Source organism: Novosphingobium sp. (assembly GCF_965214355.1).
In the GTDB taxonomy this organism is placed as follows: domain Bacteria; phylum Pseudomonadota; class Alphaproteobacteria; order Sphingomonadales; family Sphingomonadaceae; genus Novosphingobium.
Genome location: NZ_CBDCBI010000002.1, coordinates 953,173 through 965,818 on the forward strand (window position 1 = coordinate 953,173; position 12,646 = coordinate 965,818).

A 12,646-nucleotide genomic window follows, 5' to 3' on the forward strand; every position below is an offset into this window, starting at 1 on the left:
CGCTTACCATCCGCCCGATGCGCCGCCGCCGTCGGACGTTCCGCCGCCGCCGGAAAATCCGCCGCCACTGTCCGATCCGCCGCCACCGCCGCCAAAGCCCCCGCCGAAACCGCCAAGGAACATCGGGAAAACCGACACGCCGCCGCCGTAGCGCCGACCGCCGCCCATCATCGAGCGGATGAATGGCAGCACGAAAAACAGCGCAAAGATGATCAGGAACACGACAGTGCCGCCGTCGAAATGCGGTTGCGCCTCGCGCCGGACCTGATCGCCGGCTTTGGCAGCGACAGCGCGGGCCTGATCATCGGGCAGCTTCAACTGCGCGATCAGTTCGTCGGTGGCGGCGTTGATGCCGCCGGCATAATCGCCGGCCTTGAAATGCGGGGCCAGATCGTGGCGGATGATGACGCTCGACAAGGCGTCGGTCATGATCCCCTGCAGGCCGTTGCCGACTTCGATCCGCACTTTGTGTTCGGTCGGCGCAATCAGCAGCAACAGGCCGTCATTGCGTTGCTTGTCCCCCACGCCCCAGGTGCGGAACAGGCCGTTGGCGTATTCCTCGATCTCGCTTCCGCCAAGGCTTGGCACGGTGGCCACGACGATCTGCCGCTGCGACTGGGTTTCGAAATTCGCCAGCTTTGCGGTTAGTGCGGCAACTTCGGCGGGTTGCAGGATATGCGCATCGTCGACCACCCGGCCGGTCAGCGCAGGATACGCCGGCGTTGCCGCCATGGCGGGCACCGCGATGGCGATGACCATCGCGGCGATCACCGCCACAAACCGTTGCATGGCGCGGGGCCATGCGCCGCGTTTGGTCACTTCTTGGCTGCCGGCGTGTCAAAGCTGACTGCGGGTGCGGTTTCGGCGCCCGGCGTCGTCGCGGTGAACGGCACCATCGGCTTCGAACCGTAGATGACGTTGGCGGCGAGCACCGCGGGGAACGTGCGGATCGTCACGTTGTACTGACGCACTGCCTCGTTGTAATCCGTCCGCGCGATGTTGATGCGGTTTTCGGTGCCTTCCAGCTGGCTTTGCAGCGCCAGGAAGCTCTCGTTGGCTTTCAGCTGGGGATAGGCTTCGGTCGTGGCGAGCAGGCGGCCGAGGCCCTGCGACAGTTCGCCCTGGGCCTTTTCGAACTTGGCCATCTTGTCCGGATCGGACACATCGTCGGCTGTGACCTGGACCGAGGTCGCCTTGGCGCGCGCTTCGGTCACTTTGGTCAGCGTGTCTTCCTCGTGCGTGGCATAGCCTTTGACCGTGGCGACCAGATTGGGGATCAGGTCCGACCGGCGCTGGTACTGGCTTTGCACGTCGGCCCATTTGGCCTTGGCGTTTTCCTGTGCGGTAGGGATGGAATTGACCCCGCATCCGGCAAGCGAGGTCGCAGCGGCGGCAACGAGCGCAAAACGGGCGATACGGCTGAACAGACGAGCGGCCATGAGTTGAGACTTTCTTCCCCGGTGAAGCGCCTGATGCAGCACTCCGTGGCACTGTAGATAGCGCAGTACGGTCCGTGTTCAAGCGCGCTCGGTCGATAGCGGAATGCCGTTGGTCGGCGCGCATGGCCTTGCAGAGCCGGCGTGCCGGTGGCAGGACCAGCCCATTAACCAGGGCGTTAATCAGGATAAGGGGTGGGATATGTCGCTAGTTGGTGAATTCAAGGCGTTTATTTTGCGCGGCAACGTGATGGATCTGGCGGTCGGTGTGATCATCGGTGCGGCATTCGGCAAGATCGTGACATCGCTGACCGAAGACCTGATCATGCCGATTGTCAGCCTGACCACGGGCGGGGTCAATTTCTCCGACAAGTTCGTCGTGCTCGGCACGATTCCGGCGACGTACAAAGGGTCGCTGACCGATTATGCGGCGCTGAAGGCAGCGGGTGTGGCGCTGTTCGGCTATGGCAACTTTGTGACGAATGTGATCAATTTCGTGCTGATGGCGTTCGTGATCTTCATCCTGGTGAAGCTGGTTTCGAAGGCGATGCCAAAGCCTGAAGCGGCGCCGGCCGCGCCGGCCGGGCCGACCCAGATCGAACTGCTGGCCGAAATCCGCGACTCGCTGCGCGCTCGCGCCTGATGTCATCAGGCTCTAAGGCAGATGGATCCTGATGGGGGCGGGGCGAAAGTCCTGCCCCCTTTCCTTTTCCGCACGGCGCCCTATATGCATCGTTGCCGGTCTCGACCGGCTATGGTGATAAATTGTGACGCATAATAGATGCAGCGGACCCGGGGGCGGTACCCGGCGGCTCCACCACCTTTTCCGCCAGGTCACCTTCGGGTGGTGATGACGGAACAGATGACGGGGCCGAACTAGGATCGACGTGTATTGAAAAGCGTTATTTTTGCCCGGGCTGAGTAACCCGTTCAAGGCTCAAAACCAACAAGTGCTAACGATAACTCAGCACTCGCTCTCGCGGCGTAATCTGACGGCCTAACGGCCTGATCTTACAAGGCGTATTGCGCGGTCGGGCCCACCGGGCAACAGAAGGGATTCCAGGGGTTGGGGGCGTACCCGGCAACAGAAACGCCCCACCTTTCATGGTGGATTTGTGTATCAGGCATGGACCAGGAACGGTATGTTACCGATTATTCATCCGCGCCAAATGGCCGGCCGCCCGGTTATCCATCCAAATCCTGCAAATCTGTTCTGGTGAAAAAAGGCAGAGTGTTGCACGAGCCGCAGCCATGACCACCACGCCCGGCAGTTTACCGCCGACCATCCGGACCATCAGTGTAATCATCCCCGCCTACAACGAGGAGGCGTACCTGCCTGCGTGCCTCGACGCGGTGATGCTCCATGTTGCCGGCCTGGCGCTGGAAGTGATCGTGGTGGACAACAACAGCACCGACGGCACGCGCGCTGTGGTCGAGCGCTATCCGGGTGTCAAATATGTGGCCGAGCCGGTCAAGGGCATCACCCGCGCAAGGCAGCGCGGGTTTCTGACCGCGACCGGGGACATCCTGGCCTATGTCGATGCCGATACGCGCCCACCTGCGGGATGGATCGAGCAGATCGTGGCACAATTCGGTGCGCGGCCCGGGCTGGCGTGCCTGTCGGGGCCGTACAGTTTCTACGACCTGAGCGGATTTCGCAACGCGATGTCGAGCGGGTGGTTTGTCGCCGCGCGGCCGTTGTACCTGTTGACCGGGTACATGATGGTCGGCGGCAATTTTGCGATCCGGCGCGATGTGCTTGAAAAAATGGGCGGGTTCGACAGCTCGATCGAGTTTTATGGCGAGGATGTCGATATCGGCAAGCGCGCCAGAAAGCATGGCAAAGTTCTGTTTTCAAACACGTTTGTCATGCCGACATCAGGCCGGCGAATGACCAAGCAGGGTTTTGCGCGGATCGCGGGGATCTATTTCGTCAATTACCTGTCGATCATGTTTCGCGGCAAGCCGTCGCATACCGATTATCTGGACGTGCGGTAGCGCGCGTCCAAACCCATCTCAGCAAACCGCGTCATCGCGGATGACGGGGGATTTACGCAGGTTCTGGCGCTCCACCGCAAGCTGGGCCTTGCGCTCATATGTCAGCGCATCCATGATCTTTGCGCCGCCCATGAACACGGCCAGCAGCGCCGCAAGAAACAGCATGTGGCCGCCAAAACCGGGATACTGGTCAAGGTAATGCTTGCCGCGTTCGGCAGCGCCAAGCGCCAGCCCATAGATGATTGCACAGGCCTCGAACCGGTTTTTGATCAGGAACAGACGACCCAGCTTTCGCATCATATTTCCGTATCCATGGGCACAGGCGTTAACCCCTTGCCGCGACCCCGATAACGTCCACGCAAGCGCCGTGCCAATCGCGGTTTTAGTGGAGTCGCAAGCGTTTACCATTTGTTAACTGTAAGCTGCCCCGACAATCGCCGCGTGTAAAGTTCGTTATATAACCCCTTGCAATTCCATGGCTTCCAACAGCGCCGCGCGCGCGTTGCGCACGGTCGTTGCAAGGCTCTCCCTACCAATGTCTGCCGGGTCGATCTGTTCCGGCCAGGTTTTCGCGACCACATCGGCAATCAGCGCGATCCGTGCCGGATCGAGCAGAAAGCGGGGATCGACCGTCGCCGGATCGGCCACGACGCGCAGCCGCAGGCAGGCCGGGCCGCCGCCATTGGCCATCGACTGGCGCACATCGACCGGCAGCACGCGGCGGATCGGGCCGTTCGAGGCGATCATCCCATCAAGGTACGCGCGCACCGCCGGCATGGACCAGGCCTCGCCGGGGATGACAAGCGCCATTTCGCCGGTCGGCAACGTCAGCAGTTGCGCGTTGAACAGATAGGATTTTATCGCATCCGTCAGGCTGATGGCGCTGGCGGGCACGACGACGATCTCTGCCTCGGGCAGCGCGGCGCGGATTGCGGCGTATGTCCCTTCGGGATCGGCGAAGGCCTGTTCGTGGGTGAACAGCACGCGTTCGTTGGCAACGGTGACGACATCGTTGTGGAACGCGCCGGCGGCGATTGCGTCCGGCGATTGTTCGATGAACAACGCACGCGTCAGGCCGTGCAGGCGCGCGACCGCGCGGCTGGCCTGTTCGTGCTGGCGCGCGGGATAGGGGCCGCCGGGTTTGCCATAGACGAACAGCTCGATACCCGGCGCGCCGTGGTGCGCGGCCATGCGCATGTGGTTGGCCGCGCCCTCATCGCCGAAGCACGCTGGCACGGCATCGTGCACGGCAAAATGCGCGGTGTCGGCAAAGGCAACGCGCAACTGCCGCACGGTGTCGGTCCATTCGATCGAGCGGTGCGGCATCGTCACCAGATTGGCCGCGGTCAGGTGGCAGCGGCCATCGGCGGTATCGGGCGCGGGCGAGACGGTCGCGGCGTTGGCGGTCCACATCGCACTGGCCGACCAGGCGGCGGCGCGCAGATTGGTTTGCGGATCGCCGAGCGCGGCCAGAAACGCCTGATCGGGGCGGGGCAGCGGGGCGAAGAAGCCCTGCGCCAGGCCGAGCGCCAGGTTGTGGCGCATCTTGTCGAGACCCTGCAGCGCGGCGGCGCGCGGGTATGACGGATCGCCGCCGTGGCTGGCCGAGGCGAGGTTGCCAAGGCTCAGGCCGGCGTAATTGTGGCTGGGGCCGACCAGGCCGTCGAAATTGATTTCTACCAGCGGCATGTCAGCGCGCCACATGCCAGACGGTGTCGCCGACGCGGACATCGAGGGCCTGCGCGGCAATCGGGTCCAGCACCAGGCCGTCGGCGCCTTCGGGGGCGATTTCGCCGTAGGCGCAGCGGAAATCGGCGAGTTGACCGGTCGCGATCAACGCGCGGGTGTGGGCGGCATGGCCTTCGGGCGCGTGGATCCGGGTGATCGTCGCGGCGCGCGATCCCGCGATCGAGCGGACGCGATCGGTGCGCGCGGTCATCGTCGGGCCGCCGTCGAAGATGTCGATGTAGCCTTCGGCGTGAAAGCCTTCTTCCTCCAGCATGCGCATCGCTGCGCGGCCGGTGGGGTGGGGCAGGCCGATGACCTGGCGTGCGACTTCGGGCAGCATCGCGATATAGACCGGGTGCTTGGGCATCAGGTCGGCGATGAACTGGTGGCCGTGGATCGCGTTGAAATAGTCCGCTTCCTGAAAGCTCATGCCGAAAAACCGCCCGGCGACGCCGTCCCAGAACGGCGAACCGGCCCGCTCGTCGATGATGCCGCGCAGTTCGGCGAGGATGCGATCGGCAAAGCGCGCGCGGTGCATCGCGATGAACAGATAGCGGCTGCGCGCGAGCAACATGCCAAGGCCGCCGGCGCGTTCGCCGGGGTGCAGGAACAGCCCGCCGACTTCGCTCGATCCTTCCAGATCGGTGACGAGATTGAGCAACTCGGCGCGGAACGTCCGGCCCAGTTCCTTTGAATGCTGGGTCAGCGTGGCGATACGATAGCTGTAGAACGGCATCTGCTGTCCGACGCAGGTAAAGATCTGCGCGGTCCCGCGCACGTCGCCCGTCGCCACATCCTCGAGCACGAGGACGAACAGCTCATCCTTGACCGTGCCGGTCGTGGTCTCGGCGTAGCTGGCGGCGGCACGATCCAGCTTTGCCGACAGCGCCTTGCGATCGGGGGGCAGATTGGTGAAGCCGCCCCCGGTCAGCTTGGCCATGTCGTAGAGGTGTTGCAGGTCGTCTGGCCTGGCCGCGCGTATGCGAAACGTCATTATTCCCCCCCGGAAAAGCGGTGCAGCACCAGCGCCGCGAGCCGCGCGCGTTCGCCCAGCGACGGCACGATCAGGAACTCGTCGGCCGAATGGATCTTGCCGCCGCGCACGCCCATCGTGTCGACCACGGGCACGCCGCACGCCGCGATATTGTTGCCATCGCACACCCCGCCGGTCGATTGCCAGCCGATCGTCTGGCCAAGCGACGCGCCGCAGTCGCGTACCAGTTCGAACAGGCGCTCGGCTGGTTCCGTCATCGGCTTTGGCGGGCGCGAAATTCCGCCGTGGATATGCGCGTGGACATCGTATTTCTGCGCCATCTGCGCAACCGCATCGGGCAGGGCACGGGCAAATTGCGCCGCCGCCGGCTCTCCGCGCGGGCGGATGTTGAACCGCACGATCGCCAGGTCGGGGACAACGTTGTTGGCCGAACCTCCCTCGATCTTTGCAGGGTTGATGGTGATCTCGGGTCCGGCGAGCTCCGTCAGGCGCAGGACGAGCCAGGCCGCCGCAACGATGGCATTGCGTCCGTCGTGCGGATTGCGCCCGGCGTGTGCCGAGCGGCCATGGATGACGACGCTGTAATTGCCGCTGCCTGCGCGGGCGCCGGCCAGGGTGCCATCGGGCAGTGCGCTGGGTTCGAAGGTCAATGCGGCGGCTTTGCCCGCGGCAAGCTGCGCGATCAGGGGGGCCGACGACAGGCTGCCGGTTTCCTCGTCGGAATTGATCAGCACGTCGTAACCGACGCCCGATGCCGCGGGGCTGCGTTCGAAGGCGGTCAGCGCGCACAGCATGACCGCGATACCGCCTTTCATGTCGGCGACGCCCGGGCCGTTCAGCGTTTCGTCATCAAGCCAGTGGGTGGTCTGGAAGGCATGGTCAGGTGCGAACACCGTGTCCATGTGCCCGGTCAGGATGAGCCGGCGATTGGCCTGGGGCCGCACGCGCAGCACAAGGTGCTGGCCATGCGCCTGTGCGATCGTTTGTCCATCGGGCGCGACGGTTTCGACCGGCGCGGCGTTTTCCAGCGCGATGTTGCCCGGCAGAGCGGCAAAAGCAGTGGCCAATATTTGCGCCTGGTGCGCGAGGCCTTCGAGATTGCGGGTGCCGGTGTTGATTGCGCTCCACGCGAGCACCTGATCCAGCATCGGCGCGGCATCGATCGAGGCCAGCATCGTGCGTTCGGTTGGGGAAAGCTCGGTCATGGTTCGGCTTAGCGCAGGCAACCGGGAAGGTGAACCCTCCGCACTTTTTAAACCCCTCCCCTTCAGGGAAGGGGTTCAAGAAGCACAGCGTTTCAGCGGATTTTCAGGCGGAGGAATGGCATCACACCAGTGGGGTCGCTGGCGCCATAAGCCGCGCGCAACGGTGCTGGCACATAATTGACCGTGCCTTGTATGCCCAGGCCAAGCGCGACGTGGCGGGCGACGGGGATATCGTAGACATAGCCGAGCGTTGTTTCCGACACTTGGGCTGCGGCGTTGCTGCCAGTGACCAGATCGTTTTTCTGCACGGTTTCGGCGCGGGCGAAGATCGTGTGCGGCCCGATCGCCAGCGCGGATTCCAGCAGCCATGCATTCAGCACTGCACCCGGTTCGCCGTCGCCGGGGCTATCGCGGTCCTGGCCCCACGCAAGCGTTGTCTGCCAGTTCCCGCCAGTGAATGCACGGTTGTAGGTGCCCGATGCGGTCAGGCGGCGCTGGTTAACATCCGGGGTCAGCTGCTCGGGGCTGTGCAGATGGCCGTAGCTGACCTGGAACGACAGGTCGCGCGTCGGGTTCAGCGTGACGCGGGTCGACCACGAATCGAGGCGTAACGGCTGAAAGCCCCAGCGGTGCTGATCGGGTTCGCGGCCGTTGAACAGCGAGGCTTCGACTTTCAACGGGCCATGCGTGACGCCGGCGGTGACCACGCCGAACGTGATATGCGTGGAATCGAGCCAGTGGTGCGTGATCGGGGCGGCAGGATCGTCCTGCGCGGAGAAGCGGTGCATGAAGGTGGCAGGGCCAAGCGCGGGTTCGCCCGGAAAGCCGACATAGAGGAATGCCGAGGATGCGGGCGCCAGCGGCACCGCATAAACGCCGGCCAGTTCCATCAGCAGGTTGTGCGGGTGCTGGCGGTCGGTCAGCGGGGTGGTGCCGTTGCCCGTTTCGCCGGTTTGCAGCAGCAACGGATAGCCGTAGGGGCCCATCGCCGGATCGAGCGAGAGCATCGACTTGAACGTCAGCGTACCGGGGCCGGCGCTGTGCTGCGCAGTGGCCATCAGCATGCTTTCGGAGAAAGTCTTGTCGTCGCCGCGCGGGCCGCTCTGGTGGTCGTAGACCAGATCGGCGTAGCCGTGGCCCATGCCCGACCAGCCGCCGGACGACCACATCAGGCCCTGCATCGGGGTGCTGGCGGGTTGCCAGGCGGTGCCCGAGGCGTCCTGGGTCATCGCATAGGCGCCGAGAGTGCCCGAGGACATGGTCATGCCCGGCATGGTGTCTTTCGGGGTTTGGGACATGTCCATGCCGGGCATCTGCTGGGCGTGGGCGAGCGTGGGGACAAAAGCGCACAGCAGCGCGCGGACCAAAGTAGGTCGGGTCAAACGGGGCATGGAATTTCCAGATCTGGGCCGGTCGGCATCGCGATGACAAGGCGCCGTTACCCGTCTCGCTCATGTCCGCGCGAGGGCAGACAAGAAGCGGTGTCCCGGATCAGGTCCGGGACGACGGTTGGGTGGGGGCGGCGCGTTCGATCAACGCTATGCTCGTGGTGGTCGGTCCAGGCTCGCAGGGTGTATGCCGGTCAGTGCGGTGACGCTGGCGGGTGCGCGTTGCGGCGCCGGGGGCATCAGTGCGTGGGTGTTCCACGCAGCGAAGCGGGGCAGATCGGCGCCGGCGCAGATCGGGCAGTCGTGGCAGGTGGCGTCGGGCGCGTGATGATGCATGCAGCCGGCATGGTGGGTGGTCATCGGCGCGGCTGGCGCAGGTGACGGCAGCATGGCACCAAAGCACGCCATCAGCGCAAGCATCATCAGCACGGACAGGGCGCGGCGAAACATCTGTGAATAATCGCACGATCGGGGCGGCCTGGGAACGGAATTCTGCGCGGGCGCTCGGCACAAAAATGAAGAAGCACAATCCCGGATCAGGTCCGGGCAGACGATGAGGTGAGGGTGGTGTGGTCGCGCAAGCCGCGCGATGACTTCCCGGCAGTTATCGAGTGCTCATCACTTTTGCGATGGCGATGAATTCGGCGATTTCCAGGGTTTCGGCGCGGCGGGACGGGTCGATCCCCAGCGCTTCAAGCGCGGGGAGCGCGCCGGGCAGGCCCTTGAGGGATTGGCGCAGCATTTTGCGGCGCTGGCCAAAGGCGGCTTCGGTCAGGCGTTCGAGCGTGCGCGGGGTTACGCCTTCAGGCATCGCGGCCGGTTCGACGTGGATGATCGCCGACATGACCTTGGGCGGCGGGGTGAAGGCGCTGCGGTGGACTTTCATCGCGATGCGCGGGGTCGCGCGCCACTGACTGAGCACGGCGAGCCGGCCGTAGGCGTCGCCATTGGCTTTGGCGATGATGCGTTCGGCGACTTCCTGCTGAAACATCAGTGTCAGGCTTTGCCAGGGTGGGGGCCAGGCGGGAGCGGACAGCCAGCCGGTGAACAGCGCGGTGCCGACATTGTAGGGCAGGTTGGCGACGATGTGATACGCGCCGGCGAACAGCGTGGCGGGGTCGATTTTCAACGCGTCGCCCTCGATCACGCGCAATTGGCCGGGAAAGGCTTCGCCAAGGTCGGCCAGCGCGGGCAGGCAGCGGCGGTCCATTTCGATTGCGGTGACGCGAGCACCCGCGCGCAGCAGGCCGCGCGTCAGGCCGCCGGGGCCGGGGCCGACTTCGAGCACATCGGTATCGCGCAGCTTTCCGGGCACGGCGGCGATGCGGGTCAGCAACTGTTCGTCGAACAGGAAATTCTGGCCGAGCGATTTTTGCGCGAGCAGGCCGTATGTGTTGACGACTTCGCGTAAGGGCGGGAGGTCAGTCATGCACGGCGCGCGGCGCATGCCCCGGCCATGGCGATCGCTGCGACTGTCGCGCCGGGGCGCGCGGCGCCGGTGCCCGCGATGCCGAAGGCGGTGCCATGATCGGGGCTGGTGCGGACGATCGGCAGGCCGAGCGTGACGTTTACGCCTTCGTCGAAATCGAGCACCTTGATCGGGATCAGCGCCTGGTCGTGGTACATGCAGATCGCAACGTCGTACGTCTCGCGCGCCTGCGCATGGAACATCGTATCGGCGGGCAAAGGCCCGCGTGCGTCGATGCCGGCGGCGCGCAGCGCGGCCACGGCGGGTGCGATTATCGCGATGTCTTCATGGCCCATGCGCCCGTCTTCACCGGCGTGGGGGTTCAGCCCGGCTATGGCGAGACGCGGGGCCGCAAGGCCGAAATCCCGGGCAAGCGCGGCGGCGGCGATCCTGGCGCGGCGCACGATCAGGTCCGTGGTCAGCAGGCCGGGCACATCGCCGAGCGGGACATGCACAGTGACCGGCACCACGCGCAAATGCGGGCCGGCGAGCATCATCACTGCGTCGGTCGCGGCGACGCCGCAGGCAGCGCCGACGAATTCGGTTTGTCCCGGATAATCGAAGCCGATGTGCGCGAGGCGACTTTTGGCGATCGGACCGGTGACCAGCGCGCTTGCCTTGCCGGTGCGGGTCAGTTCGGTCGCGTGCGTCAGGCTTGCCAAAGCGAGGGCCGCGCCGGCGTCATCGGGTTCGCCGGGAGCATAAGTGCCGTCGCCAATATCGATAACGGGTATCGCCGTGTCGAACACGGCTGCCGCGTCATCGGTATCCCTGATGGCGGTCACGACGGCGTGTATCCCGCGTCGCAGCGCTGCCTGTTCGATCACGCGCCGCGAGCCGACGATCGCGAACGGCGGCAGGCCGGCCGTCGCCGACAGGGCCCAGGCTGCCGCGGCCAGTTCGGGGCCGACGCCGGCGGGATCGCCCATGCTGATGACGATCGGCGCCGGGGTCATGGGCAATGTGCGATCAGTTGTATTCGATCACCGCGTCGCGGCGAAGATCGCGCAGATAGGTCTGCGCACGCTTGTTGACCCGGTCGTCTTCGAGCTGGGTCTGCAACTGGTCGAAACTGGGGCCGTTGTCGACTTTGGGATCGTCGCGGCCGCACAGCAGCAGCACGCGCACGCCATCCTCGACCGAACCGAACGGCGGCGTCGCTTCGCCGACCGCGAGTTTCAGGATCGTGTCCTGCAGCGCGACAGGCAGGTCGCGCGCATTGATCTGGTCGTTGGCAACGACGCTGGCGCCGATCTTGGCGGCGGCGGCATCGACCTGGCCGCAACCGTGGATGTCTTTCACCATCGTGGCAAAGGTGCTGGCGCGCGCGGCGGCGTCGCGTTCGGGCGTGCCTTTGACAAAGCTGATCGAGATCTGTTTCAGGCTGAGGATCGCATCGCGCGGATCGGCAGTCATCACCTGGCGCTTGTCGATCACGTAGATGATCGAATAGCCGCCGGGCACTTCGATCGGGCCGGCGAGCTGGCCCGGGCCCATGCCGGACGCCGCCGCCGCGATCGGGCCGGGCAGCTGGCCCAGGCGGATCCAGCCCAGATCGCCGCCGACGGCTGCGGTCGAGGCCTGGGAATACTGGCGCGCATAGGCGACGAAGCTGCCGCCCTTGCGCAGCTGCTCGACGATCTTGGTGGCATTGGCCAGGATCGCGGGCTTGGTTTCGTCGGTGGCGGCAAGATAGATTTCGCCGAGATGAAATTCCTGCGTGCCCTTGTCCGCCTTCATGCGGTCGAGCATTTCGCGCACTTCGGCATCGGATACGTTGATGAACGGCTGAACATTCTTTCGCAGCAGGTGCTGCCATGCGATCTCGCCGCGGATCTGGCGTTTCAGCGAGGCGCCGGACGATCCGATCGTGCCGAGATACGTTTCGAGCGCGGCCGGGTCCTTGCCCATGTTCTGTTGCGCGACATAGGCAAAGCGCTGGTCGACTTCGTCGCTTTCGACGGTGATGTCGGCGCTTTTGGCTTCCTGGATTTCGAGCGTTTCGTCGATCAGGTTGCGCAGGACCTGCGCGCGCAGCCGGGTCTGTTCCTCGGGCGTCAGCTTGCCCGCGTTGGCATTGGCAAACAGCGCGTAACGTTGGTCGATGTCGGTGCCGGTGATGATTTCGCCGTTGACGATTGCGGTGGCATGACGGTGATTGGGGTCCATCTTGCCGAAAAATTGCGGATTGCTCGGCAGGTTGAGATTGCCCTCGGAATCGGTGCCGACCGGCGGCGGCGGGGCGGTGGCCACAGGCACGTTGGTGCCGTCTTCCACCGGTGCCGGTGCTGCTGGCCCTGGGGCCGGGCGGGATACTGAAGGGGAAGCTTCGACAGGAGCGCCGCCACTGGGTCGGCCACGCTGCTGCGCCAGCGAGGGCGCGCCTGCTATGACAAGCCCGACCATCAGCGCCAACGGGAACGAGACAG

At 65.0% G+C, this 12,646-nt stretch carries 13 protein-coding genes and 1 other RNA gene; 3 read left to right on the top strand and 11 right to left on the bottom strand.

What is annotated here, in order from left to right; translation table 11 throughout:
* Nucleotides 1-3 precede the first annotated feature (3 nt).
* On the bottom strand, nt 4-789 hold the full coding sequence (locus ACOOE2_RS05100; protein WP_420381938.1) for a TPM domain-containing protein: 786 nt from the start codon (nt 787-789) through the stop codon (nt 4-6).
* A 26-nt stretch (nt 790-815) separates the two neighbouring features.
* Entirely contained in the window at nt 816-1,439 is a 624-nt protein-coding gene (locus tag ACOOE2_RS05105; RefSeq protein WP_420381939.1) for a LemA family protein, read from the bottom strand.
* 199 nt (nt 1,440-1,638) lie between these two features.
* Between ACOOE2_RS05105 and mscL the strand changes: the two genes are divergently transcribed.
* The 3 genes from mscL to ACOOE2_RS05120 all read left to right on the top strand — a co-directional run bounded on the left by mscL (nt 1,639) and on the right by ACOOE2_RS05120 (nt 3,434).
* Nucleotides 1,639-2,079, top strand: a complete 441-nt coding sequence (mscL, locus tag ACOOE2_RS05110) for a large conductance mechanosensitive channel protein MscL (protein WP_420381940.1) — start codon at nt 1,639-1,641, stop codon at nt 2,077-2,079.
* A 55-nt stretch (nt 2,080-2,134) separates the two neighbouring features.
* Nucleotides 2,135-2,536: a transfer-messenger RNA gene (gene ssrA, locus ACOOE2_RS05115) on the top strand.
* Nucleotides 2,537-2,687: 151 nt separating this feature from the next.
* On the top strand, nt 2,688-3,434 hold the full coding sequence (locus tag ACOOE2_RS05120; RefSeq protein WP_420381941.1) for a glycosyltransferase: 747 nt from the start codon (nt 2,688-2,690) through the stop codon (nt 3,432-3,434).
* Between the two features lie 18 nt (nt 3,435-3,452).
* Here the strand turns inward: ACOOE2_RS05120 and ACOOE2_RS05125 are convergent, their stop codons facing one another.
* From ACOOE2_RS05125 to ACOOE2_RS05165, 9 genes are all read right to left on the bottom strand, one after another.
* On the bottom strand, nt 3,453-3,734 hold the full coding sequence (locus tag ACOOE2_RS05125; RefSeq protein WP_420381942.1) for a hypothetical protein: 282 nt from the start codon (nt 3,732-3,734) through the stop codon (nt 3,453-3,455).
* Nucleotides 3,735-3,887: 153 nt separating this feature from the next.
* The gene (locus ACOOE2_RS05130) at nt 3,888-5,123 is read right to left on the bottom strand and encodes an N-succinylarginine dihydrolase (RefSeq protein WP_420381943.1); all 1,236 of its coding nucleotides are present in this window, start codon (nt 5,121-5,123) and stop codon (nt 3,888-3,890) included.
* 1 nt (nt 5,124) lies between these two features.
* Nucleotides 5,125-6,156, bottom strand: a complete 1,032-nt coding sequence (locus tag ACOOE2_RS05135; RefSeq protein WP_420381944.1) for an arginine N-succinyltransferase — start codon at nt 6,154-6,156, stop codon at nt 5,125-5,127.
* Complete coding sequence (locus ACOOE2_RS05140; protein WP_420381945.1) at nt 6,156-7,361, bottom strand: hydrolase; 1,206 nt, start codon at nt 7,359-7,361, stop codon at nt 6,156-6,158. Before ACOOE2_RS05140 ends, ACOOE2_RS05135 begins: the two co-directional genes overlap by 1 nt.
* A 92-nt stretch (nt 7,362-7,453) precedes the next feature.
* On the bottom strand, nt 7,454-8,752 hold the full coding sequence (locus tag ACOOE2_RS05145; protein ID WP_420381946.1) for a hypothetical protein: 1,299 nt from the start codon (nt 8,750-8,752) through the stop codon (nt 7,454-7,456).
* A gap of 147 nt (nt 8,753-8,899) precedes the next feature.
* Complete coding sequence (locus ACOOE2_RS05150; protein ID WP_420381947.1) at nt 8,900-9,199, bottom strand: hypothetical protein; 300 nt, start codon at nt 9,197-9,199, stop codon at nt 8,900-8,902.
* A gap of 154 nt (nt 9,200-9,353) precedes the next feature.
* Nucleotides 9,354-10,178 carry a 16S rRNA (adenine(1518)-N(6)/adenine(1519)-N(6))-dimethyltransferase RsmA gene (rsmA, locus tag ACOOE2_RS05155; RefSeq protein ID WP_420381948.1) on the bottom strand — a complete coding sequence of 275 codons (825 nt, stop codon included), beginning with the start codon at nt 10,176-10,178 and terminating at the stop codon, nt 9,354-9,356.
* On the bottom strand, nt 10,175-11,173 hold the full coding sequence (gene pdxA / locus ACOOE2_RS05160) for a 4-hydroxythreonine-4-phosphate dehydrogenase PdxA (protein ID WP_420384563.1): 999 nt from the start codon (nt 11,171-11,173) through the stop codon (nt 10,175-10,177). Before pdxA ends, rsmA begins: the two co-directional genes overlap by 4 nt.
* A 13-nt stretch (nt 11,174-11,186) precedes the next feature.
* Nucleotides 11,187-12,494, bottom strand: a complete 1,308-nt coding sequence (locus ACOOE2_RS05165) for a foldase protein PrsA (RefSeq protein WP_420381949.1) — start codon at nt 12,492-12,494, stop codon at nt 11,187-11,189.
* Nucleotides 12,495-12,646 lie beyond the last annotated feature (152 nt).